This window comes from Vreelandella venusta, assembly GCF_015689495.1.
Lineage (GTDB): Bacteria > Pseudomonadota > Gammaproteobacteria > Pseudomonadales > Halomonadaceae > Vreelandella > Vreelandella venusta.
Window position 1 is genome coordinate 3,788,652 of sequence record NZ_CP065135.1, and the last position, 24,272, is coordinate 3,812,923.

A 24,272-nucleotide genomic window follows, 5' to 3' on the forward strand; every position below is an offset into this window, starting at 1 on the left:
GTTATAAAAAGGCGACATAGCGCCTCTTCTTTTGAGAATATGAGAAACCATCGCATATAAAACATTTTCTCATAAAAGGAGCTACGATGAAGCCTACCTCTTTTGCCACTAAATTCGTTCCTACATTCGCCACAGCCGTACTGTTTTCAGCCATCAGCGTAAACGCTCATGCCGAACAGCGCATCGCCACCTTCGACTTAGGCAGCCTAGATACGCTAGACGCGCTGGGCTTAAGCGAGCAGGTGGTTGGCGTCCCCAAGCAGAGCCTGCCCACCTACCTAGAGCAATACGCTAGCGACCGTTATAGCGATATTGGTGGCCTGCGCTCACCGGACATGGAGGCCATCAGCGCTAGCGAGCCTAGCCTGATTCTCTACACTGGCCGCCAGGGCGATTGGGAAGAAGCACTTGGTGATATTGCTCCGCTACTTAACACCAGTTTGCAAGGCGATAATTACCTCGCGGCGTTTGACGACAACGTGCGTGAGCTCGCCAGCCAATTTGAGGCGGAAAGTGAAGCTGATGAGGCACTTGCAACGCTCCACACAGAGATTGACGCGCTACGCGAAGCACTCAGCAATGCCCCCAGGACACTGGTCGTCACTCACAACGGCGGCAACCTGATGCTTAACCAACATCCCGTCGTTCACGATGTGCTAGGCGTGGAAGCGCTCAGCATGCCAGAGAGTGTGATCTCAGAAACCCGTGGTGAGCGCACCTTTACACCGCTTTCTGCTGATGCCATTGCCGACATCAAACCAGACGTTTTGCTGGTCATTGATCGCAGCGCCGCCATTGGCAATGAACCTGCGGATGCCGACCAACTGCGCCAAACACTAGCCGAGGCTGGTACTACCCCCCAGCTAGTGATGCTAACCCCGGCTCTGTGGTACCTCTCCGGTGGCGGCCTACAAAGCTTAGCGCTACAAATTGAAGAGGTCGCTGCTGCGCTGAATTAAGTGCTCGATGAATCCTCATGGATCTTGATCTGGTAAAGCACGCAATAGATCACCGGTAGCACGATAAGAGTAAGCAGCGTGGCAACACCAAGCCCGCCGATCAGCGCAACCGCCATGCTGGCGAAGAATGCATCACTAATCAACGGAATCAGACCCAGCATGGTGGTTAGCGCAGCCATTGAAACGGGGCGCACGCGACTAATGGCGGCGCGCACCACGGCGTGATAGCGATCTTTGTGCAACGGCAGTTGCACATTGATCTCTTCTACCAGAACAATAGCATTCTTAATCACCATCCCGATCAAACTCAGCGTGCCCAGCAGCGCCATAAACGAGAAAGGCAGCCCGGTTAGCAGTAACGCGGCCACTACGCCGACAATGGTCAACGGCACCAAAAACCAGATCGCCAGCGGCTGACGGAAGTTATTAAACAACACCACCGTGATAATAAACATCATCACCAAGCCAAGCGGCAACGATGCAAATAGGCCACTCTGAGCTTCACCGGCAGTCTCAAATTCACCGCCCCACTCAAGCCGATAACCGGGTGGCAATTCAAGCGCCTCTACTTGAGGTCGAACCTGAGCCAATACACTAGCCGCCGTCACTCCGCTTAGCGGGTCGGGTTCGCCATACACTGCCAGCATGCGCTCGCGGTCACGGCGCATCACCAGCGGGTCAGCGACCTCGGTCGTCACATCACGCATCACTTGATCAGCCGTGATGTAACGCCCCTGTTCGGCGCTCCATACGTTAAGCGATCCGATGTTATCGATATCGTTGCGCTGCTCTGGTATCGCTCTAGCGACAATCGGAATCAAGTCGCTGCCGTCACGGTAGATACCCACCTGACTACCGCTAGTGCTCAACGCCAATGTGGCCGCCAGGTTCTCGCGGGTAACGCCCAGCCGTCGTGCGGTGTCTTCGGCAAAAATTGGCACCACGGCCTGAACACGGTTACGCCAGCTAGTGCGAACACTGACCATATCGGACGTATCACTAAACAGTGCCGCGACTTGATCACCGAGCTGGCGTAATACGGCGGGGTCGCTGCCGTAAAACCTTGCTTCGATCTTGGCTTTCGGGGCAGGACCAACTTCCAGCGGAGCAATTTTATAGTCGATATCGCTGTGATCACGCTCAAGTACCGCTTCGATATCCGCCATGCGCGCTTGCTGTATCGCTTTGTTATCGGTTTCAACAATTAGCTGTGAATAGCTGGCATAGCGGTCTTCCGGCGCATAGGTCAAGGTAAAGCGCTGGGCACCGCCGCCGACCACAGTGGTGAGATGACGGACCCCCTCCATCTCCATCACCACCTCTTCCAACTCTGCCACCCGCCGTTGGGTTTCCAGAATATCGGTGCCTTCTGGGGTGCGGTAATCAACAAAGAAGATGGGCGTATTCGAGGCAGGGAAAAAGGCATTCTTGACGGAGCCAAAGCCAACAACCGCGCCTGCCAATATAGCTATCACCAGCCCCAGCGTTAGCCAACGCAGCCGAATACCCGCCACAATCACGCGGCTAAACAAACGGTACACCACCCCTTGGTAAGGGTCTTCATCTGTACTGCTAGGCGCTACATTGCGAAACAGCAGCTTGAAATAGAACGGCGTAAGCGTCAGCGCTGTCAGCCAACTTAGCAGCAGTGAATAGAGCAACACATAAAACAGCGAGCCGATAAATTCACCGGTGGTATCTGGCGACAGCCCAATTGGAGCGAATGCGGCAACTGCGATCAGCGTAGCAGCCAGCAGGGGCCATGCGTTTTGTCGAACCACCTGATGCGCTGACTCACGAATACTTTGGCCACGCTTTAGGCCGACCAGCATGCCTTCAGTGACCACAATGGCATTATCGACCAGCATCCCCAAGGCGATAATCAGCGCCCCCAGCGAGATTTTTTCCAATTGCAAACCGTGAATGCGCATCAGCATAAAGGTGCCAATAATGGTAATCAGCAGAATAAAGCCCATTAGTAGGCCGCTGCGCCAGCCCATAAACAGCATGAGCACCACAATGACGATGGCAACCGCCTGGATCAGACTGATTAAGAAACCGGATACTGCTTCATCCACCACGCTCGGCTGGTCATAGACCACATTGAGTTCCATACCCAACGGGGTGCGCGCTTCCAGTTCGTCAAGCCGCTGTTCAAGTCGAGCACCTACTTCGACCACGTTGACGCCGCTTTCAAACGAGATGCCCAGGGAAATAGCCGGTCGTCCCATATCGCGGTAAAGCTGCTGCGGTTGCTCGGTCAAGCCGCGGGAAACCTCTGCGATATCGCTCAGTCTTACCAGCTCGCCGTTACCTTCACTAACGATTAACGCGCGTAAATCATCAATATCAGCGGAACTGCCCGAAGGCGTTACTCGGAAACGCTGACCTCCCTGCTTCAAGTGCCCCGAGTCCACTACGGCATTTTGCGTATTCAGTAATTGCTGGAGTGAGCTTAGCGGAATGTTCAGCGCACGTAGCCGCTCTCGGTCGACTTCAATAAAAATGCGCTCGTCCCTTACCCCCGCCAGCGACACCTTTTCAACGCCGTCGACCAAGGCGAGCTCACGCTTAAGAAACTCAGCTTGGCTTTTCAAATCGGGCATGGCATAGCCATCACCGGTGAGGTTAATCATCAAGCCGAACACATCGCCAAAATCGTCGTTAACTCGTGACTGACTAGCGCCTGGTGGCAAGGCGGCCTGAGCATCGCCCACTTTGCGGCGTAATGAATCCCACAGCTGTTGCAGCTCATCGTTTTGAACTGTGCTTTGCAGCTCGATGGTGATTTGAGATAACCCGTTAGAACTCACCGAACTGATGCGTTTAATTGCGGGCATTTCCTGAATGGCTTCTTCCAGTGTCGAGGTGACTTCCTGCTCCACCTCTTCTGGCGTTGCACCAGGATACTGGGTAGTAACCAGTGCATTACGAATGGTAAATTCAGGAAACTCAAGCTGCCCCATGCCAGTGAAAGCAAGCGCCCCGCCGAAGAGCAGTACCACGGTCATTAAATAGCTAGCGGCCCGGTGGCGTAAGAAGTAATCAACCATCTTATAGCCCCTGTTCCTTTTCCCATGGTGTTACACGCATATCAGCGCTGACACGATGGGCCCCCGCTGCCACCACTCGATCATTCGCGGCGAGTTCGCCACTCACCTCTAACCCTTTAGAGGTTAAACGCCCCACCTCGACCGGCACCGCCTCTAAACGGTCCGGCGCCTGAAAACGCCACACCACCGCCTGCTCTGAGTTCTCACCCTGATAGCTAATGGCGTCAGGCGGCAGATGCCAAACAAGACCTTCAGACGCGGGTAACAGTTGGCCTAAATCAAGTCGCACGGTGGCGCTCATGCCATCCAGTAGCGTGATATCGTCGGGCTGCGGTAGCCGAAGGGTTACCTCATAAGCCAAGCTTTGGGCGCTGGCCTGGGTGGTATAAGACGCCAACTGCGCAAGGTAAGGTTTTTCGCTATTGCCAAACCGCACTTCAAAGGCCATCGCCGTTTCAAACGGGGTTACCTCGTCACTGTGGGGTATTTGCTGAACGATTTGCTGCGGTAAGTGAAAGATCACATCAAGCTGCCCTGGCTGCTGAATCACCGCCACGGTTTCCTGTACCTGGACAATCTGTCGGTTATCTACCGGCACCTGGGCAATCACGCCATCGTAAGGTGCGCGCAGTTGGGTATTTTCCAACTGCTCTTCGGCCTGCTCAAAGGTCGCCCGAGCGGCACGCAATTCCGCCGTTGATTCATCAAACCGTGCTTGGCTAATCGCTCCGCGCTCAAGGGTATAGCGCATGCGTTCGTGAGTGGCCCGTGCCAGCTCCAGCCGCGAACGGGCGCTATCCAACTCACTGCGCATATTGCGATCATCAATACGCGCGATAAGGGTACCCTCCGTTACCCGCTGACCGGGACTCACGTTAATCTCTAACAGCTCACCCGCCATGCGAAACGATAGATTACTGCGTGTAGTAGCTTCAACGCGCGCAGGAAACTGGCGCTGCAGCGCGGCACCAGATGCTTCTAAGGTCATCAGCTTCACCGGCCGAGGAAGAGGTTCATTGTGACTCTCGGCATAAGCGTCACCTGTTGCCAACAACAGGGCCAGCAGCGCTGGCATTAATCGAATCACAGTGTTACGCACAGCGGACTCCTCGGTGGTGTTATCAATACGTAGTCATAAAAATTTAACTGACATTCATGAATGTCAGTGAATGTGTATACTAATCGCCTACTGGCGACTTTGCCATTCAGTAATGCCAATATAAGTGCACTTTTTTGTTAGGAGCCGTTATGTCACGCCGCAAAGCTGAGGCTGAACGCACCCGAGAGGCCATTCTTGATGCTGCAGAAACTCAGTTTCTCGCCCAGGGGGTTTCGCGCACCACATTGGCCCATATTGCCGCAGCGGCTGGCGTTACCCGCGGTGCCATTTACTGGCATTTTGAGGATAAAGCAGCGGTATTCGATGCCCTGCTAGAGCGTGCTCGCGTGCCGCTCGATGAAATCGTCGATGATGCGGTGCTGCGGCTGGGCCATACCCCCAGCCAGTGTTTGCAAGAGATTGCACTGAGTGCGCTTAGCGCTATTTGCCATAATCTTCCGTTACAACGCGCCGCCACCATCGTGCTGCATCGCTGCGAAAAGCTGGAAGATGATCACCCACGTATCAGCATGATCACTCGGCTTTCTGAGCATGCCGAGATGCAGGTTGAACAGCTGTTTGAGAAAACTCGGCAAACCGGCCATCTACGCGCTGACCTCACCCCCGCCAGCGCCCGTCGCCAGTACCATAGCTTTTTAATCGGCATTTGCTTTGATTGGCTACAAGATCCACAACAATTTTCATTAGCAGACGAGTACGAGAGTATGATCGAAACGTTAATGCGGGGGATGTTGGAGAGTACGCTTTAAACGCCTTAGGGAGCTAAGCTTGGCACGCAGGTTGCTTATATAACTATGAAAATAATACTCACCTGGAGCCTCCCATGCACCACTCTGACTATCCGCTAAGTGAAGTCCCCACTAGCGCCCGTAAGGGCTTACTCTCCACCTCTGTCGTGCTGCTCGGCTTTACCTTTTTTACTGCCACCATGTGGGCTGGTGGCTCGCTTGGCCAATCGTTCACGATTGGCCAACTGCTCTGGATCATCCTGGTGGGTAACTTACTGCTGGGCGCTTACGCGGCAGCTCTCGCTTACATTGCCTGTAAAAGCGGTCTTAACTCCGTGCTGATGGGACGCTTCTGCTTCGGTGAAAAAGGCAGCAAACTTTCCGATTTTATTCTCGGCTTTACCCAGATTGGTTGGTACGCCTGGGGCACCGCCACCATTGCCCTAGTGTTAGTACGCACCACAGGAATGCCTGAATGGCTGGAAATCCCCTTAATGGTGCTATTTGGGTTCGGCTTCTGCGTAACAGCCATGATTGGCTATAAAGGGATGGACTGGCTTTCGCGCTTTGCCGTCCCCGCCATGATGCTGTTTATCTTGATTAGCCTGTTCACCGGTCTAGTGGATGCACGCGGATTTGCCGGACTAAGCCAGCAAACGCCCACGGAAAGCATGAGCGTGGCGGCAGCGATTACCGTCATCATTGGCACCTTTATTAGCGGAGGCACCCAAGCGACTAACTGGAGCCGCTTCGCTAAGACGCCAAAAATTGCCGTGATCGCGACTCTGGCGGCTTTTTTTGTGGGCAACGGCTTAATGGTACTGACCGGCGCACTGGGCACCATGATTTACCAGCAGGCGGATATTGTCGATGTGTTGATCGCGCAGGGCTTTGTCACCATCGCCGTGCTGATGCTGTTTCTAAATATCTGGACCACCCAGGACAACACCATCTACAACTTTGCCGTCGCGGGCTGTAATTTGCTACGCACCGAGAAACGCCGCTTAGTCACGGTGTGTGGCGCAGCAATTGGCACCGTACTAGCGGTAGGCGGTATGTATAACCTGTTGATTCCCTTTCTAGTACTGCTAGGCACCTTTATTCCTCCTATGGGCGGGGTGATCATGGCGGACTTTTGGCTCAAACATAAAGGCCGCTACCCCACGCTGGAATCCACTCAGCTAGCCAATTTTAATCGCCGAGGGTTAGCCGCCTATGCATTAGGCGCTGGAGCCGCTTACCTCTCCCCGTTGCTCCCCCCGTTGGTAGGTGTCGTAGTAGCGGCCGTTAGCTACGCTGTACTGCTTCGTTTAAACCACGCTACGCTAAGTGATACCTCCCCTTCGACTGCCAAACAATAAGTGAGCCACTAATTCTATGAGTATGCAGATCATTAACGCCCGCCTACGCCAGCGCCCCGAGCTTTACCGGCTTGAGATTGAGAACGGCACGTTCACAGCGATTACCGCTCAAGACGCACCACAAGCGGCGGGGGATGGGCAAATTGATGCAGGCGGCAAGCTGCTTTGCGCGCCGTTCATTGAACCGCATATTCACTTGGACGCCGCGTTAACGGCGGGCGAACCAAGCTGGAATCAAAGCGGCACGCTGTTTGAAGGCATCGAGCGCTGGGGGGAGCGTAAGCCCATGCTCACCGCAGCAGATATTCGCGAACGCGCGCTTAACACCCTGAATCTGTTGATAGGCAACGGCGTCCAGTTTGTGCGCACACACGCCGACACCAGCGACCCCAGTCTAATCGGCATTAAAACCCTATGCGCCTTGCGCGATGAATTGAAAGATAAAATTGATATCCAAGTGGTCGCCTTTCCGCAAGATGGCCTGCTTTCCTACCCCGGTGGAGACCGCCTGATGGAAGAAGCGCTGGAGATCGGCGCGGACGTTGTCGGCGGCATTCCCCACTTTGAGTACACCCGAGAACTAGGCGTCGCTTCCATGAAGCGGGTGATAGAGCTAGCCATCAAGTACGACCGCTTGGTGGATGTGCACTGCGATGAGATAGACGACCCTAACTCGCGTTTCCTTGAGGTGCTGGCCTGCGAAGCGCTGTTTAACGATTTAGGCAGCCGCGTGACCGCCAGCCACACGACGGCGATGCACTCTTACGATAACGCCTACTGCTCTAAGCTGTTTCTGCTGCTCAAACGTTCGGGCATCAACTTTGTCTCCTGCCCCACCGAAAGCATTCACCTGCAGGGACGCTTTGATAGTTACCCAAAACGTCGCGGTGTTACCCGCGTAAAAGAACTAAACGCAGCGGGCATTAATGTCTGCTTTGCCGAGGACTCCATCTTCGACCCCTGGTACTCGCTGGGTAACGGTAAGCTGTTGCGGACGCTCGATTTTGGCCTGCATATCTGCCAAATGATGGGCTACCAGGATTTCAGCCAGGCGCTATCGCTTATCACTGATAACAGCGCCCGCACACTCAATATTGAGCAACGTTACGGCATTGAGGTCGGCAAGCCCGCTAGCTTCAACCTGCTCGAGGGTGAAGATGATTACAGCGTGCTGCGCAACCAGGGTGAGGTGCTACTTTCCGTTCGCCACGGTGAGATTATTATGCAGCGCGACCCCGCAAAGATCACCACGCCCCCGTGGCTTGGCCTTTAGAAAAAGCGTAATATAGCCGGGCTGATAATCAGCAAAGTTCTCAGGGCGGGGTGAAAGTCCCCACCGGCGGTGATGATGACCGAATAAATTTTTGTCATCTAAGCCCGCGAGCGCTCAAGACGGTTGTTGTTTATTTCTTGAGGTCAGCAGATTCGGTTAAAAGCCGAAGCCGACGGTGATAGTCCGGATGAAAGAGAACGGTACCTTAGACACGCAACTTAAAAAGTGGCTTCAGCCACCTTTTTCGGTTGCCTGACGACCGGTCCCGCGTGCCCTGATTCTGGTACAACTTATCCAAGAGAATGACCATGAATCAGACATTTCCGCTAACGCTTTCAACACATACCACAGCTCAGCGCATTGCGTTTATTCAAGGCCACTGGCATCACGACATTGTCGAGAAGGCCTATGAAGCATTTATCACTGAAGTAGAACGCTGCGGTCTTAACGCCGAACAAGTGGACATCTTCACCGTATCAGGTGCTTACGAAATCCCCCTCCAGGCAAAGGTTCTCGCCGAAAGTGGCCGCTATGGCGCCATTGTCGGGGCAGGCTTTGTGGTAGATGGCGGCATTTATCGCCACGACTTTGTCGCCCATGCGGTCATTGACGGCTTAATGCGCGTGCAGTTAGATACGCAAGTACCGATTATTTCGGTCGTCTTAACACCACACCACTTCCATGAGCACAGCACTCACCACGACTTCTACACCCAGCACTTTGTTACCAAAGGGCAAGAAGCCGCCCAGGCGTGTCTGAATACAATGGAAAACCTGCATCGAGCGCGCAAGCTAAGCAACGCGTAAATCTATAGTGCAGTTAAAATCTATAGCGCAGTTAAAATCTGTGCTGTTTGAGCCCGGCTAAACGCCGGGCTCGAAATGACGGCTCCTTAGTCATCATTTACGTTATTTGATATCCAGCAAATAGCCGTAAAACGCCGTGTTGCGCTGCCAGTCCAAGGACTCATAAAGGTGCTGGGCGCGCTCGTTCTCTACCTGAGTCATAAGGATTAAGCGCGCGACACCATGCTCGCGAGCCAGTTGGGTAGCGGCTTCCATTAACGCCCTACCCGTGCCCTTGTCACGGCACTCCGGCAACACAAAAAGATCATTTAGCGTCCAACGCGCATTCAAGCCCACCGTGGAAACTCCAGGATAAAGTTGCACGAAACCAGTGAGATTACCGTCACTATTTTCACTCACTAAAATGCGCGAATCCGCCAGCCCAAAGCGCTGACGCAAGAAATCCCGCGCCGCACCGAGATCACTCGGCTGATTATAGAACTGCCGATAGCCGTCGAGTAATCCACTAAGTGCCTCTAAGTCAGACAGTACCGCTGAACGAATATTAACCATGGCAACTACTCCATTAAGATGGTGAACAAACTCAGCTTGCCGCTATAGTGGTCTATAACAAAGAGCCACTTATCGCTAAATTGAGGGAACCAGTGAAACGACGTAACGCTGCTAGCGATTGGATTACGGAGGCGCTAGCGATAAGGCTAGCAGCGAATGAAGCAGCCACGCTGGTTCAACAGCTCTACCGTTCGCTTAAGGATTGGATTCAACATGGCGAATTGACGGCAGGCGATGCACTTCCCTCTTCTCGCTATTTATCCACCGCTTTAGGTATTAGCCGCAATACGGTGCTGGCCGCTATGGACCGGCTGCTGGCGGAAGGATTGCTGATCGCTCGCCAGGGAGCGGGGCTCTATGTGGCACAACTACCCACACGATTAAACAGAACCGAACTTCCCTCCCCTGTGCCTGTTCGCTATTCAAACCGGGGCAACACACTACTAACGCTAAGTGGCGCGTTAAGCCACGGCCATCGAGCGTTTTCCCCTGGTGTCCCGGCGCTCGATCTGTTTCCCCGCGAGCTATGGCAACGCCTTTTGCGTCGTCACTATTATCACGCAGAAATGTCATGGATGGATTACCAAACCAACGGTGGGCTGCCTGAACTTAAAGCTGCCCTTTGTGACTATCTACGACTCTCCCGCGCGGTGCGCTGTCAACCAGAGCAGATCGTGATTACCCAAGGAGCTCAGCAGGCATTTGAGCTGACTACCCAACTGCTCACCGATAACGGCGATTCGGTTTGGATGGAAGAGCCTGGTTACCGCGGAGCGCAAGCATGTTTCCTAGCCTCAGGCTTAACGACAACGCTCATACCCGTAGATAAAGAAGGACTAAACCCTTCGCTAGCGCCTGCAGGCGCCCCCGCACCCCGGCTAATCTATGTAACACCTTCTCACCAATATCCCAGTGGCGTTACCATGCCGATACCACGCCGACTAGCATTGTTAGAGTATGCTTCTCATGCTGGCAGCTGGATCATCGAAGATGATTACGACAGTGAATTTCGGTACGACACGCCGCCTACTCCCTCTCTACAAGGCCTCGCCGAACAGACGCCGGTGATTTATGTGGGCACCTTCAGTAAAGTGCTTTACCCCGGCTTGCGTTTAGGCTATTTGGTATTGCCTGATAGGCTTGCCGAAGACTTTAAGCGCGCCCATACGCGGCTGCACCGCGAGGGTAACTACCCCATACAATCAGCACTTGCTGAACTTATTGCCAACGGCCACTTTACTCGCCACATCGCTCGCATGCGGGCTGCGTATTGCCAACGCCAAGCCTGCCTGCGCACTGCATTAGCGCCTGCGGTGGCCGCAGGGCTTCAACTTTCTGACGGCCATGCAGGCATGCACCTACTGGCTGAGCTCGATAATTTTGAAAAAGAAGAGATACTCGTAAGGCGCGCTAATGAAGCAGGTATTACGCTTTCTCCTCTTTCCCGCTATTACCTTGGTGAGAACAAGCGCCCTGGTTTAGTGCTCGGCTATGCAGGCTCAACGGAAAGCGAACTAATGAAGGCAGGAAAGTGGCTTAGCCGCACATGGTTAAGCTTATGCTAAGAAATACACGCTAAGGAGCGCATAATGCCCGACTTTATTGCCCCCGATAACCTTCCACGCTGCCAGTGGTGTGGCGGTGCCCCCGAGTTTCTGCCCTACCATGACAACGAGTGGGGGTTTCCGGTGGTCGACGACCAACGGCTATTCGAAAAGCTCTGCCTGGAAAGTTTTCAGTCGGGCTTAAGTTGGCGCACGATTCTCAACAAACGCGAGAACTTCCGCGCTGCCTTCCATCATTTCGACTTCCATCACGTTGCCCGCTTTAGTGAAGAAGATGTGCAGCGCCTGTTGCAGGACGCAGGCATTATTCGCCATCGCGGCAAAATCGAGGCGGTGATTAATAATGCCCAACGGGCACTGGAAATGGTCGACCAGGAAGGTTCACTGGCCGCGTTTTTCTGGCGTTTCGAGCCAGCGCCAGATGCATTGACCGCGCCTCAGACACAAACCACTTCGCCTGAATCCATCGCACTTGCTAAAGAGCTGAAAAAGCGCGGCTGGAAATTTGTTGGTCCAACCACTGCGTTTGCGTTTATGCAGGCCATGGGGCTACTCAATGATCACTCGCTGAGGTGCATCACCCGCGAGCAAGTCGAACAGGCAAGGCAGCAATTTCAACGACCAAAATAGCAACAGAGGCACAAGGCACTATACTTTTTGCACAACCGTGGCATGCCCAGATGGCTGGCCTACGTATTCGCTGGGTGCCGTCTTGTAGTAGGGTATGGTTTTTACACACTTATCTATACACCGAACAGCAAGGGGACATCACGTTCCCAATGGGGTCAACGTGGTCCAAACGCTCTCTTCGCACACAGAATCCCGCGCTTCAATATGGAAAGCTTGGAGCGTGCATATTTTTACGGCCAGCGGCGTACTGCTCGGCACAATGGCGCTGCTCTCGCTGATCGATAACAATCCAGTCGCCTGCTTGCTATGGCTTGGCGCAGCGATGATGGTCGACGGTTTCGATGGCACTCTAGCACGCAAGTATGAAGTAAAAGCCATCTTGCCCCACTTCGATGGCTCAACCCTTGATATGGTCATCGATTATCTAACCTGGGCATTTATTCCCGCTCTGTTTATTTACTTCTTTATTGAGTTACCGCCCAATTTAGAATTGCTGTCAGTGTTTATCATTCTGCTGTCATCGATGTTTTGTTTCTGCAACACCAATATGAAAAGCCAGGATAATTACTTTGTTGGCTTTCCTGCTGCCTGGAACATTGCCGCGGCCTATTTTTATATTCTCGATTTACCGCCCTTTATCACCTTTGCGTCGATCGTTTTGCTAGCCATTCTTACCGTGACCAAGATGAAGTTCCTGCATCCGTTTCGTGTACGTCAGTTCATGCCTATCAATATCGCTGTCACGCTATTATGGTGCGCATGTACAACGTCACTGGTGCTCTCCAGCCCCGATCATGCCGCCTGGGCACTGTGGGGATGGGGTATTACATCCGTTTACTTCATCAGCATGTGCATATGGCGTACGGCTCAAGAAGCGTTTTGATTGATACGCAACGGCTGCTCTTTTGGTTCAGCCTGAAACATTACGCACCCGAGGTTGAGAGCTATTGCACTGCAAAACAGCGCCTCGTATAAGCACCGCGCTTCTAAATCAGGCTTTAACTTTGAAGCAAGAGTCATTGCCTCCAATCGGTAAAGTCTAGCAACATCTTTTGGCCTTTCGGATGAAGCGCCACCTCAATAGCTTTACGCCAGTCTTGGCCAGGAAGCACTTGATAGCGAGGCATATCTGTCTGGCCTAAGAGCTTCCAGATATTTGAGAACTTTTGTTGCCAAGCATCTGCTGACGTCTTGGCTAAACTGTCGCGTAGATGAAATCTTCTATAGTGAGCCGAAGGTTTGGTATTTAACTGGATAGCCTGTCCAGTCAATAACCCATAGGCAATAAACGTCGATTCAGGGGCCATTGATTGCAGTATACCTGCCGCGACTGGCCCACCCAAAGAGTCAAATACCAAATCAGATTTACGCGCAACATCCGAGATCTGCGACGCATCTTGAATAGAGATCGGTTTGATACCGAGCGTCTCTAAACGCGCAATTCTACTATCTGAGCGGTATATGCCAGCGACTTCCTTAGCGCCGTGACGATATGCCCATGCTCCAAGGTAATCAGCGCAATTCGATCCAGCCCCACTAAGCAGGACACGCTTTCCTTTTACAGGCCAAGTCTCAAGCATAGTTAGGGCAGCTAAGGGATTAATGTAGGCACGTGCTGCGACGACGTCAGGTATGGCATCTGGGACGGGCACTGCGAGAGCTGCATCACAATCCAAAATAGTCTGCCAAGTACCAACGCCTCGTAATGGAAGAACTCGCTTTCCGGTCAGGTAAGAATATTTACGTGGAGCATCAATAACACGGCCAACCCCTTCGTAACCTGCAACAGCGGGTAGGTTGATACGGTGAGAATAAGCACCTGTTATAGGAATTAGGTCAGACGGATTAATTGGAGCACACAACATCCTCACCCTGAGCTTACCTTCGGCCCTGCTTGGAACTTCAGTTGTCTCTATGTTCAGTTTTTCAAGTGGATTTCCGAACGACCGATAGGTAAGTGCATGACGACGCATGAGCACCTCTAACATAGTGGATGAATTTCCATGGCCTAATATGAATACGGATACATGCTCAGGGTTGCGGTCTAGACACGAACTTAGATAATACTTACCGCATGCGCCTGAGCTTCCTCCACCATCTCGGTGGCGAGTGCTCCCACGGTGCGCACGGCATCTTCAATAGCCGGTGTTAGCGTAAATGCGTAGTTAAGTCGCAAACACTGGCGAAACTTACCCGAGGCTGAAAATAGCGAACCAGGAGCCACATGGATGGCGCGCTTGGCTAAGCGCTCATTAAGACGTTCGCAGTCTACGGCAGTAGGTAACTCCACCCATAGCAAAAAGCTGCCTTGCGGATAACTGATGCCCGTACCCTCTGGAAAATAGCGCTGCACCCAGTTGATCATGATGTCCCGTTGGCGCTGATATTGGCGGGTAACATAGCGAAGGTGACGCTCGTAGTGGCCTTTGGCGACAAACTCCGCCACCGCCAACTGCGGCAATGTGGCCGAAGCTCCGGTAGAGACATACTTCATATGCAGCGCCTTATCTCGATAACAGCCTGGCGCCAGCCACCCCACTCTTAGCCCTGGCCCCACCGTTTTCGAAAAGCCACTGCACAACAGCACCCGCCCATCGTCATCGAAAGACTTCACCGTCAACGGCCTTGGCTGGGCATAGGCAAGATCACCGTAGATATCGTCTTCAATGATGGCCACATCGAAGCGTTGGGCAAGTTGAAACAGCGCCTGCTTGCGCGCCTCGCTCATGGTATAGCCCAGTGGATTGTTATAGGTCGGGGTGACCTGGATGGCGCGGATCGGCCACTGCTCCAGCGCCATTTCCAATGCTTCCAAGCTGATACCGGTTTGTGGATCAGTGGGAATTTCCAACGCTTTTAGGCCATTGGCTTTTAGGATCTGCATGGTGCCGTAAAAGCTGGGCGAATCCACGGCCACTACGTCGCCAGGCTGAGTCAAGGTGCGTAGCGCTATCGACAATGCTTCCTGACAACCAGTGGTGATCATGATGTCATCCGGGTGCAGCAAACAGCCCGATGCAATGGCCAGCCGCGCCACCTGTTGACGCAGTTCGGCACTTCCACTCAGCTTGTCATAGTTAAAGCCGTTCAGGTCGTTCTTACGGTGTAGCCCCGCCAATATTTTCGACAGCGGCTTAAGCGTTTCATACGCCAAGTTCGGCACACCGCGCCCAAGCAGCAGCCGGCTATCGTCACGCTGGGTAGCGACCAGCTCTAATACTTGATCCCATTGGGAGACATCCAGCGGGCACTGCGCAGGACGAGAGACAGAAGGCAGCACCGTAGGCACCCTGCTTGGAAGTACAAAGTAGCCCGATTTCGGTCGTGACTCGATCAGCGATACATCCATCAACTGCCTGTAAGCTTCCTGAGCAGTCGAGATACTGACATCAAGCTCCTGACATACCGCTCGAATAGAAGGCAGGCGATCCCCCACGCGGTAAATACCGTGCTCAATTCGCTCCCGCAAAGTACAAGCAACCTCTTCGTAGCGTGTCATAACTCCAGCCCTCTATCTTTGAGACGCTTTTAAAATCGCTCTTCAAAACGTTCTTGAAGACGCTCTTGGAGACATTCTTGAAGACGTTTTTAAAAACAATACAGATACCCTGCCCAGCAACCATACAGAGGTATAACATACACCATCTGTATCCTAAAAATAAAAAATCCTATATCTGTATTGATCAAGCATGGCTGCGTAATCTGGTTGAGCATATCGCCATCAAGGAGAACTGCCATGCTACGCTTCAGCCTCACCCAAATTCGCTGTCAGTTACGCCACTATTATCAGCGCCGCTGTAGCCGTCGCCAGTTACTAGCCCTTGATGACCGATTGCTGAAAGATATCGGCATCACCCGCACTCAAGCGCAAAAAGAGGGTTGTAAACCGTTTTGGAAGCACTCGTCATGCAAAAGAGGTCCCTATGAAAACTGCTGAGTATTACCTGTTGGATGTGTTTACCGATAAGCCTTTTTCGGGCAATCAGTTGGCAGTTTTTTTAAATGCCGATGAGCTTGAAACCAGCACCATGCAGGCAATTGCCAATGAGCTTAACTTAGCTGAAACGGTATTTTTAGGCGCGGCGACAACGGCTAATCACTATCCTATGCGGATTTTTACACCGACGTCTGAGCTACAGTTTGCTGGCCACCCCACCGTCGGTACCGCACATCTACTGGCAGAGTTAAACCTCGCCAACCGCGAGCAAGGCATTGTGCTACAGCCACCTGTCGGCGCATTAGCGGTTAATTATGAACAAGAGGGAGCAACCTTTAAGACCGCCCTATCCGTTATGGTCACGGGAAGCACTCTTGACCGCCTTACGGCCGTTGAGCTACTGGGGCTAGACATCCACCAAGTCATTGGCGACCCCGTCATTGCTTCTTTCGGGCTGCCCTTTCATCTTATTGAGCTAGCGGACCTGGCAGCCCTGGAGCAGATTCAAATCGCCGGTTCAGTATGGGCGGATGCTGTTACACCCAGCAGCGCTGGGCAGATATACCTGTACGTGGTGGAACAACGCGATAACGAAGAGACGATTGTACGGAGCCGTATGTTCTGCATGCACGCCAGTCTCTGCGAAGATCCCGCCACTGGCAGCGCTGCAGCAGCGTTAACCGGCTATTTAGCGTCACTCACCCCCGCTCCTCTGCACTGTAAGATTCACCAAGGTGTTGAAATGGGACGACCCAGTGTCATCCACACCACCGCCAATGGCACTATAGAGCCAGGGTTTGTCACTGTCGCAGGACACGCAATCATCGCTGGCGAAGGTAAGCTTTACTTGGACGATTGAAGCGACTAACAAAACAATAAAAGTATCGATTTCGCGACATATCAAGCCCATCGCTATCAGTGCGGGCATGCCACCGTGGCTCGCCCGCCTTTGTTTAAGAGGGGCTTAGCTGATTCCCCGTAGTTTTGGGCCAGCGGGCAATTACCGCGGTGACAATAACGGCAAACAACAGCCGTGCCCATAAAATGCCCGTTATATCGGCTCCAAGCATCAAGATCAGCAGCGTATCTTCTATAACACTATGGCAGAGGCCGAGAAAACACAGCGCCAGCGTGCTGTCGCGCTTGCTTAGCACTCCATTTTGCACGTCACGAATCAGCAGCCCTGCGCCATAACTTAACCTCAGCGTGAAACCTATGACCGTCACATTCGCTGCCGAGCGACCAATGCCTAATAGCTTGAGCAACGGTAGCAAGCCAAGATGAATCCAACGCTCTAGACCGAGCTTTTTTAACAGTTTTAAGAGCACAATCAGCGCTAAAATAATCACAAAAATAAGCGCTAACGTTTCCAGCTGCGCCCACGCCCAACTGCTGAGCGTTGGTGCTGATGAAAAACTTGGCTGCCATACCAATTCAACGGGTGCTTGCAACAAACCAAAATACGAGTAGAAGCAGTGTAACAACCAAGCAAGCAGTAACGCCCCGCCGACACGCAGAACCAACGTGCCCCACCAAGGTACGCCAGCACGCTTGGCAACCGCTCCCTCAACGGGAAGTGAATGCCCTACCAGCATCAATGCCCCTAGTACCGTTACCTGTTCAACACTCAAAGGCGTTTCACCAACGACTTGGAAGAACACCGCAATGGCGGTGTACAAATTGGTGAAGAGCGCCGCCGCCCACACAACGCCCATTTGTTCGGGCAAACCGAGCGTGCTCATTAAAGGAGCTAGTACCATCCCCAGCCACTCGATCATACCAAGTAGCTCTAACCCTTTGACGATAAGCAACGCAGGTATCAGGATTTTGAGTAATGTCACATACACGCGCAGCGCGTCTTGCAGTACACGACCTACCACCGCCAATAAATAGTGAATTGTGATCCGCATCAAACCCTCATTGCCATCGTTTTAACAAACGTTATGATAATGGAGATGACGCAGAATCTTCTTTTCAATACAGCGCTTACAATCACTATTCGTTTTTTATAAACTCAAAAAGAGAATTTTATTGCATGGACGCTATTGATCGAAGGATTCTTGACCAGCTTCAACGTGATTCAAACCAAACCAATCAAGCCTTAGCGGATGAAATAGGGCTTTCGCCGTCGGCCTGTTTAAAGCGGGTTAATCGATTACGCGATGCTGGCGTCATTGAGCGTGAAGTGGCGCTGCTCAACCCTGATACCTTAGGCCAGCGCCTACACATGGTGGTGGAAGTCACCATGGAGCGGGATAACAAATCACTCTATCAGCAGTTCTTAACATCAGCGGTCAACGCCCCTGAAGTGAAGCAGTGTTATCAAGTAACGGGTGAGTGTGATTTTGTGTTGATCGTGGCAGTCGCTGATTTAGATGAGTACGACCGCTTTTGCGACAGCGTGCTCTATTCCCACGGCAACCTGCGCAAGTTCCGCACGTTACTGTCGCGAAAACGGCATAAATTTGATACGTCTGTGCAACTCAGTCGTTGAGCACAGCTCACGCCGTCAACCCAATTCCCCGCAAGATCACCGAGGTTACCGACTGCACGGCTTTTTCAAACTGCAGGTCGTCTAAGGGTTTATCGTCGTTAAGTAGGTAGATTTGGTAGTCGAAATCAGCGTAGTGCTGGGTAGAGGCCCAAATCATATAAAGGAGGTAGGACGGCTCAACGGGGTTAATTTGGCCCGACTCAACCCACTCGCGAATTTTCGACTCTTTCAATTTAGCCCATTCGTATAAGTTATCGCGCAGGCGCTCTTTCAGGATGGGTGCGCCCTGCATTACTTCCGCCGCCCATACTTTTGAGCCGTGAGCGCGGTAACGAGAATGATTCATTTTGGCGCGGATATAGCTAGAAAGCACGACTCGCGGGTCGTCGTAGAGTTCAAAGCACAGCGCGTCCTGTTTCCAGATTTCCAGCAGCTCTAGCAGTACTTCCTGGTAGAGCGCCTTTTTAGTGGAAAAATAGTAGTGCACGTTGGATTTGGGCAGATCGGCCAACTGGGCAATTTCCCCCATCGATGCTCCGGCATAGCCTTTTTCAGCAAACAATTGCTCCGCCGCCTGGAGAATCTTTTTTACGTTGGTTTGCCGAATTTCGTCCTGTGTTCTCGCCACGCTGCTCGTCCCTTTACGACTAAGATACGCACACCAAAAAAGTGCACCACCGCTTAGCAGTGGTGCAGAGAAGATGGCGCAGTTAGCTTACGGCGTCAACGTTGGTTAGTGGGAAACGAAAACTCGGCACGTGTGGCTTCGCTCACCGAAGGCCAGCGTTGGGAAACCGCTTTTCGACGGGTGTAGAAGCGTACAGAGTCAGGGCCGTAGGCATGAAGGTCACCAAACAACGAGCGCTTCCAGCCGCCAAAGCTGTGGTAGGCCACCGGCACGGGAAGCGGTACGTTAACACCCACCATGCCCACTTCGATGCCATCGGTAAAGCGTCGAGCAGCCTCGCCATCGCGAGTAAACAGGCAGGTACCATTGCCGTATTCATGGTCGTTAATCAGTTGCATGGCATCATCCAAGCTGCCGACCCGCACCACGCACAGCACTGGCCCGAAAATCTCTTCCTGGTAAATGCGCATATCGGTGGTGACGTTATCGAACAGGCAGCCACCAACGAAATAGCCGTCTTCATGACCCGCAATTTTCAGCTCACGGCCATCGGCCACTAGCGACGCGCCGGCCTTTATGCCGTCTTCGATATAGCCCAATACCTTGTCACGATGCTCTGCCGTCACCAGCGGACCCATATCCAAGCCTTTATCGGTACCAGGGCCAACCTTGAGCTCAGCAATTTTAGGCAGCAGCGTTTCAACTAGTCGATCTGCCGTCTCGTCACCCACGCATACCGCCACCGAGATTGCCATGCAGCGTTCGCCGCAACTTCCAAAAGCCGCCCCCATCAGGGTATTGGCAGCGTTTTCCAAATCGGCGTCGGGAAGCACCACGGCATGATTCTTCGCCCCCCCCAGAGCCTGAACGCGTTTGCCTGCGGCCGAGCCACGGGAATAGATAGCTTCCGCTACCGGCGTTGAGCCAACAAACGAGATGGCTTTTACGGCCTTAGCATCGAGCAGCGTTTCCACCGCTTCGCGACTACCGTGCACCACATTCATCACGCCTTTTGGCAACCCCGCTTCTTGCAACAGCTCGGCTACCGCCATCGCTGCCGAAGGGTCTTTTTCCGAAGGCTTGAGAATAAAGCTGTTGCCGCAAGCAATCGCCATCGGATACATCCACAGCGGCACCATGGCAGGGAAGTTAAACGGCGTAATGCCGGCCACTACACCCAATGGCTGGAAATTGGACCACGCATCAATGCCCGGCCCAACATTATGGGAATACTCACCTTTTAATAGCTCAGGCACACCGCAGGCATACTCGACATTTTCGATGCCGCGCTTCAGCTCGCCCATCGCATCTTCAGGAGTTTTACCGTGCTCTTCACTGACCAGTTGCACCAAGCGGTCGGCGTGCTCTTCTAGCAGTTGCTTGAAGCGGTACATCACTTGGGCGCGCTTAGCTGGTGGTGTATCTCGCCAAGCAGGAAACGCAGCTTGGGCAGCGGCAATCGCCCGCTCTACGTCGGCGGCGCTGGCGTCCGCCACTTGGCGGATCACTTGACCCGTTGAGGGGTTAGTGACGTCCAGCGTGCGCTGGCTGTCGATTAATTCACCGTTAATTAGATGGGAAACAACGCTCATTTTTTAACTCTCTTGTAAACGCTCTGAAGTTTAGATCAGTCGGTTATGCTAACGAATCCAGGGTGGTGGCAACGGCATCAAACAGCCGCTCTAGCTCAGCCTCGGTGGAGCCAAACGGAGGGCCGAACTGCAGCGTGTCGCCGCCGTAACGCACGTAGAACCCAGCTTCCCATAAGGCTAAATGAGCATCTCTAGGGCGAATGGTAGGGTCGCCATCTCTGGGGGCTAATTGAAGTGCGCCCGCCAAGCCATAGTTGCGAATATCAACAATGTGATTGCGGCCTTTTAGAGCGTGCAGCTTTTGTTCAAAAGCGGGCGCGATAGCCCTTACCTGAGCAGGGAAGTTGTTACGCTCCATCATTTCTAGTGCCGCTAAGCCAGCCGCACACGCAACAGGGTGGGCGCTGTAGGTATAACCGTGGGAAAACTCAATGGCGTGCTGGGCACCGCCAGCATGCATAAAAGTGTCGAAAATTTCGTTGGAAGCAATCACCGCGCCCATAGGAACAGCACCGTTGGTGATCTGCTTGGCAACGTTCATGATATCCGGCGTAACGCCAAATGCTTCCGCCCCGGTGGTTGCGCCGCTGCGACCAAAAGCAGTGATCACTTCATCGAATATCAGCAGAATATCGTGGGCGGTACAGATCTCGCGCAGCCGATCCAGATAGCCTTTAGGTGGCACAATCACCCCAGCAGAGCCAGACATCGGCTCAACGATCACCGCCGCAATGGTGGATGCATCGTGCAGGGCGATTTGATCCAGCAGCGCATCAGCAAGCTCGGCGCCGGTTTCGGCTTGGCCACGTGTGAAGGCGTGACCTGCCTGCAGCGTGTGCGGCAGATGCGTTACGTCCATCAATTGGCCGTAGTGCTTACGATTACCACCGATGCCACCCAGGCTGGTGCCACCAATATTTACCCCGTGATAACCCTTGGCACGGCCAATCATGCGCGTCTTCTCGGGCTTACCTTTTAGCCGCCAGTAGGCCTTGGCCATTTTGACAGAGGTATCAGCGGCTTCTGAACCAGAGTTAGTGAAAAACACATGATCCAGCCCAGCAGGTGTAAGGCTGGCCACTTTTTCCGCCAGCTTAAACGCCAGCGGATGGCCAATTTGAAAACCTGGCGCAAAGTCGAGAGAGCCGAGCTGCGCCGCCACCGCTTTCTGGATCTCTTCACAATTGTGACCTGCACCGCAGGTCCATAAGCCAGAGAGTGAATCAAACAGCTTACGGCCCTGGTCATCGATGTAGTAGCGCCCTTCCGCGCCAGTAATCATGCGCGGGTTGGCACGAAAATCACGGTTAGCGCTAAACGGCATCCAATAGTGCTGATTAAGCGCACTGGGAGAAGCGTTTTGTTCGTCAATAAACGCTTGAGGGGTCGTGTTGTTTTGTAGGTCAAACATGGTGTCCAGCTCCATCGCTATGAGACATAGCCTCAGCATGCGCTACTGAACATGTTTATAAAATTACGCTTTTCTTGTGTTCACGTTAGAAAATTTATACGTAACAAGCAGGCCTTCGCTATCCATTCTGGCTTGACGATATTTTGAAAAACACCTATTTGTTATATCTATACGAATAAATACAACAAACAAGTGGTTCACGCCCCACTAACGCTTAGCAACCGCGCGGCGCTTAATAACGCTGCTGCTGGATAGCTTTTGCTGAATAGCTTTTGCTGGATTGCTTTGCGCTGAAAACCAAGCTCACACACAAACCATAAACAAAGGGCAAACGTGTTATGAAATATCTACCTCCTCTTAAACTAGCGCTTTATAGCGGCATGCTGCTTGGGTTCTTCATGCTAGAAAGTCCCATCATCATGCTAGCCAATCGCATAGAACCCATGCTGATGGGACTCCCCTTTTTATTGGCCTGGAATCTCTTTTGGTGGTTTGCATTAACGGCGCTGTTTTTAGTGGCGTATTTGACAAATTGGGGCAGCCCATCATCAACGGCTAACCACACCATTAAGCAACCATAAAAAGGGGATAACGCATGACCGGTAGCTTATTAATTATTGCCGCATTTATGATCATCCCCTTACTGGTAGGGGTTTTATCGGCACGACAATCGCAAGAAACGAGTGAAGACTTCTTCGTTCAAGGCCGCGCGATGGGCAGCATAGCGGTATTTTTCACCGTAGCGGCCACTTGGTGGAGCGCGTTTGCCTTCTTGGGTTCTAACGCCACGTTCTATACCAATGGCCCGGTCTTTCTGACTGCGCTAGCCTGGAACTTGCTGTTTGGTTTTATGTATTACTGGATCGGCAAGCGGGTTTGGTTTTTAGGAAAACGATTCAATTATTTAACGCCATCAGATTTAATTGGCGACTTTTATAACAGCGAAGCGCTGCGCATTACCGTTGCGGCTATTACGCTGATTTTTACCGTACCTTATTTACAGATCCAATTAACGGGTGGCGCCTATTTAATTGAAGTTGCCTCTGGTGGCTTGATTCCTTTCTGGCTCGCCGCGCTGCTGTTTTACTTCATTATTATTATCTATGTATGGATTGGCGGCATTCGTGCCATCGCCTGGACCGACGTCATTTACGGCGCGCTATTGTTCTTCGGCATGATGTACGCAGGCTACTATATTTCCACCCAAGTAGGTGGGCCATCCGCTCTGTTCAGCCAACTCCAGCAAACCTCTCCTGAACACCTCACTATGCCAGGACCGAATGGCACGATGGGCTATCCCATGTGGTTCTCACTGTTTGCGATAACCGCTATTGGCGCCTTTATGGGCCCACAAATTTGGTTGCGCATGTACTCAGTTAAGCACGGCAAGCTGTTTAACTTAATGCCCTTCTTATTGGGCTTAGCAGCTTTTGCCTATGTAGGTTCTGTTCTATCAGGTTACTCGGGTGTGCTGCTTGAGCCGAATGTGGAAAATCCCGACCAAATCCTGCCCATCATGCTCATGGAGTATGCGCCATATCTACTTGCCTCGCTGATTATGGCAGCGGGCGCATCAGCCGCCATGTCAACGGCAAACTCACAGATTCACGCGGTATCCACGGTAGTGACCATGGATATTTACAAACGCTATGTGAACCGTGACGCAAGCCAAGCCCGTATTGTTTATATCGGTCGCTTATCACTGGTGGGCTTCTCACTGGTGGCTTATATCATGGCGCTTACCGTACCCGGTGTTCTGGTCACTATCGGCATTGCTGCTCTGGCTGGTACTGCACAATTGGTGATCCCGACACTCGGTGCTATCACTTGGAAAAAAGCTCACCCGACTGCTGCTCTAGCAGGTTTGTGGGGCGGCGTTGGCTGCGTGCTTCTGATGACCTTTGGCCCGCTAAGTGCTCCCCTTGGCTTCCATGCAGGTATTTGGGGGCTACTGCTCAACATCGCACTGTTTGTTGGCCTAAGCCATGCATTGCATCGCCGCGACACAGCGGTTGTGGAACGCTTTACCCAGGCGCGCTACGACTATGATGCGGAGTATCATCCCGAGCGTTTACCTAGCTATGCACAAGACCCTAAACCAGCTTATGCACAAGAAACTAAGCCCTCAGTAGCTGATCGCTAACAATCAACAAAGGAGTGTAT

The 24,272-nt window shown here is 52.7% G+C and carries 22 protein-coding genes and 1 riboswitch; of the genes, 13 read left to right on the forward strand and 9 right to left on the reverse strand.

The window, feature by feature from the left end; translation table 11 throughout:
* The first annotated feature begins 86 nt into the window (after positions 1 to 86).
* Complete coding sequence (locus IR195_RS17635) at positions 87 to 959, forward strand: ABC transporter substrate-binding protein (protein WP_206048192.1); 873 nt, start codon at positions 87 to 89, stop codon at positions 957 to 959.
* On the opposite strand, the gene IR195_RS17640 is transcribed toward IR195_RS17635, so the two are convergent.
* Both IR195_RS17640 and IR195_RS17645 read right to left on the reverse strand, forming a co-directional pair.
* A complete protein-coding gene (locus tag IR195_RS17640) occupies positions 956 to 4,012 on the reverse strand; it encodes an efflux RND transporter permease subunit (RefSeq protein ID WP_146944320.1) in 3,057 nt (1,018 codons plus the stop codon). The two genes, IR195_RS17635 and IR195_RS17640, sit on opposite strands and share 4 nt — an antisense overlap.
* Position 4,013: 1 nt before the next feature.
* Positions 4,014 to 5,111 (reverse strand): efflux RND transporter periplasmic adaptor subunit, encoded by a 1,098-nt coding sequence (locus IR195_RS17645; RefSeq protein ID WP_206048193.1) that lies wholly within the window; start codon positions 5,109 to 5,111, stop codon positions 4,014 to 4,016.
* Positions 5,112 to 5,260: 149 nt separating this feature from the next.
* Here IR195_RS17645 and IR195_RS17650 point away from each other — a divergent pair, with 149 nt between their 5' ends.
* The 4 genes from IR195_RS17650 to IR195_RS17665 all read left to right on the forward strand — a co-directional run bounded on the left by IR195_RS17650 (position 5,261) and on the right by IR195_RS17665 (position 9,300).
* Positions 5,261 to 5,881, forward strand: a complete 621-nt coding sequence (locus IR195_RS17650) for a TetR family transcriptional regulator (RefSeq protein WP_125751891.1) — start codon at positions 5,261 to 5,263, stop codon at positions 5,879 to 5,881.
* Between the two features lie 74 nt (positions 5,882 to 5,955).
* The gene (gene codB, locus IR195_RS17655) at positions 5,956 to 7,221 is read left to right on the forward strand and encodes a cytosine permease (protein WP_206048194.1); all 1,266 of its coding nucleotides are present in this window, start codon (positions 5,956 to 5,958) and stop codon (positions 7,219 to 7,221) included.
* Positions 7,222 to 7,237: 16 nt separating this feature from the next.
* Positions 7,238 to 8,494, forward strand: coding sequence for a cytosine deaminase (gene codA / locus IR195_RS17660; protein ID WP_125751895.1), 1,257 nt, complete (start codon positions 7,238 to 7,240; stop codon positions 8,492 to 8,494).
* 32 nt (positions 8,495 to 8,526) lie between these two features.
* Positions 8,527 to 8,697, forward strand: a riboswitch (FMN riboswitch).
* A gap of 105 nt (positions 8,698 to 8,802) precedes the next feature.
* Complete coding sequence (locus IR195_RS17665; RefSeq protein WP_089040638.1) at positions 8,803 to 9,300, forward strand: 6,7-dimethyl-8-ribityllumazine synthase; 498 nt, start codon at positions 8,803 to 8,805, stop codon at positions 9,298 to 9,300.
* Between the two features lie 102 nt (positions 9,301 to 9,402).
* Here the strand turns inward: IR195_RS17665 and IR195_RS17670 are convergent, their stop codons facing one another.
* A complete protein-coding gene (locus tag IR195_RS17670) occupies positions 9,403 to 9,852 on the reverse strand; it encodes a GNAT family N-acetyltransferase (RefSeq protein WP_146944322.1) in 450 nt (149 codons plus the stop codon).
* A gap of 92 nt (positions 9,853 to 9,944) precedes the next feature.
* Here IR195_RS17670 and pdxR point away from each other — a divergent pair, with 92 nt between their 5' ends.
* The 3 genes from pdxR to pcsA all read left to right on the forward strand — a co-directional run bounded on the left by pdxR (position 9,945) and on the right by pcsA (position 12,930).
* Positions 9,945 to 11,417, forward strand: a complete 1,473-nt coding sequence (pdxR, locus tag IR195_RS17675) for a MocR-like pyridoxine biosynthesis transcription factor PdxR (protein ID WP_206048195.1) — start codon at positions 9,945 to 9,947, stop codon at positions 11,415 to 11,417.
* 24 nt (positions 11,418 to 11,441) lie between these two features.
* The gene (locus IR195_RS17680) at positions 11,442 to 12,047 is read left to right on the forward strand and encodes a DNA-3-methyladenine glycosylase I (RefSeq protein WP_206048196.1); all 606 of its coding nucleotides are present in this window, start codon (positions 11,442 to 11,444) and stop codon (positions 12,045 to 12,047) included.
* Positions 12,048 to 12,267: 220 nt separating this feature from the next.
* Entirely contained in the window at positions 12,268 to 12,930 is a 663-nt protein-coding gene (gene pcsA / locus IR195_RS17685) for a phosphatidylcholine synthase (protein ID WP_206048197.1), read from the forward strand.
* A gap of 133 nt (positions 12,931 to 13,063) precedes the next feature.
* Here pcsA and IR195_RS17690 read toward each other — a convergent pair whose 3' ends face one another.
* Together IR195_RS17690 and IR195_RS17695 are read right to left on the reverse strand one after the other, a co-directional pair.
* Complete coding sequence (locus tag IR195_RS17690) at positions 13,064 to 14,020, reverse strand: zinc-dependent alcohol dehydrogenase family protein (RefSeq protein ID WP_241006755.1); 957 nt, start codon at positions 14,018 to 14,020, stop codon at positions 13,064 to 13,066.
* 83 nt (positions 14,021 to 14,103) lie between these two features.
* Positions 14,104 to 15,546 carry an aminotransferase-like domain-containing protein gene (locus tag IR195_RS17695; protein WP_146944330.1) on the reverse strand — a complete coding sequence of 481 codons (1,443 nt, stop codon included), beginning with the start codon at positions 15,544 to 15,546 and terminating at the stop codon, positions 14,104 to 14,106.
* Between the two features lie 237 nt (positions 15,547 to 15,783).
* Between IR195_RS17695 and IR195_RS17700 the strand changes: the two genes are divergently transcribed.
* Both IR195_RS17700 and IR195_RS17705 read left to right on the forward strand, forming a co-directional pair.
* Positions 15,784 to 15,984 carry a DUF1127 domain-containing protein gene (locus tag IR195_RS17700; RefSeq protein ID WP_125751907.1) on the forward strand — a complete coding sequence of 67 codons (201 nt, stop codon included), beginning with the start codon at positions 15,784 to 15,786 and terminating at the stop codon, positions 15,982 to 15,984.
* Positions 15,971 to 16,843 carry a PhzF family phenazine biosynthesis protein gene (locus IR195_RS17705; RefSeq protein ID WP_125751910.1) on the forward strand — a complete coding sequence of 291 codons (873 nt, stop codon included), beginning with the start codon at positions 15,971 to 15,973 and terminating at the stop codon, positions 16,841 to 16,843. Before IR195_RS17700 ends, IR195_RS17705 begins: the two co-directional genes overlap by 14 nt.
* A gap of 94 nt (positions 16,844 to 16,937) precedes the next feature.
* On the opposite strand, the gene IR195_RS17710 is transcribed toward IR195_RS17705, so the two are convergent.
* Complete coding sequence (locus IR195_RS17710) at positions 16,938 to 17,894, reverse strand: hypothetical protein (protein ID WP_206048198.1); 957 nt, start codon at positions 17,892 to 17,894, stop codon at positions 16,938 to 16,940.
* A 125-nt stretch (positions 17,895 to 18,019) separates the two neighbouring features.
* Between IR195_RS17710 and IR195_RS17715 the strand changes: the two genes are divergently transcribed.
* A complete protein-coding gene (locus tag IR195_RS17715; RefSeq protein WP_206048199.1) occupies positions 18,020 to 18,478 on the forward strand; it encodes an Lrp/AsnC family transcriptional regulator in 459 nt (152 codons plus the stop codon).
* Between the two features lie 7 nt (positions 18,479 to 18,485).
* On the opposite strand, the gene IR195_RS17720 is transcribed toward IR195_RS17715, so the two are convergent.
* The 3 genes from IR195_RS17720 to aptA all read right to left on the reverse strand — a co-directional run bounded on the left by IR195_RS17720 (position 18,486) and on the right by aptA (position 22,109).
* Complete coding sequence (locus tag IR195_RS17720; protein ID WP_206048200.1) at positions 18,486 to 19,106, reverse strand: TetR/AcrR family transcriptional regulator; 621 nt, start codon at positions 19,104 to 19,106, stop codon at positions 18,486 to 18,488.
* A 95-nt stretch (positions 19,107 to 19,201) separates the two neighbouring features.
* Positions 19,202 to 20,698 (reverse strand): CoA-acylating methylmalonate-semialdehyde dehydrogenase, encoded by a 1,497-nt coding sequence (locus IR195_RS17725; protein ID WP_206048201.1) that lies wholly within the window; start codon positions 20,696 to 20,698, stop codon positions 19,202 to 19,204.
* Between the two features lie 43 nt (positions 20,699 to 20,741).
* Positions 20,742 to 22,109: an omega-aminotransferase AptA gene (aptA, locus tag IR195_RS17730; RefSeq protein WP_206048202.1), complete on the reverse strand. Its 1,368-nt coding sequence runs from the start codon at positions 22,107 to 22,109 to the stop codon at positions 20,742 to 20,744.
* A 338-nt stretch (positions 22,110 to 22,447) separates the two neighbouring features.
* Between aptA and IR195_RS17735 the strand changes: the two genes are divergently transcribed.
* Together IR195_RS17735 and IR195_RS17740 are read left to right on the forward strand one after the other, a co-directional pair.
* Positions 22,448 to 22,690 (forward strand): hypothetical protein, encoded by a 243-nt coding sequence (locus IR195_RS17735; RefSeq protein WP_125751929.1) that lies wholly within the window; start codon positions 22,448 to 22,450, stop codon positions 22,688 to 22,690.
* Between the two features lie 14 nt (positions 22,691 to 22,704).
* The gene (locus IR195_RS17740) at positions 22,705 to 24,252 is read left to right on the forward strand and encodes a sodium:solute symporter family protein (protein WP_125751932.1); all 1,548 of its coding nucleotides are present in this window, start codon (positions 22,705 to 22,707) and stop codon (positions 24,250 to 24,252) included.
* Positions 24,253 to 24,272 lie beyond the last annotated feature (20 nt).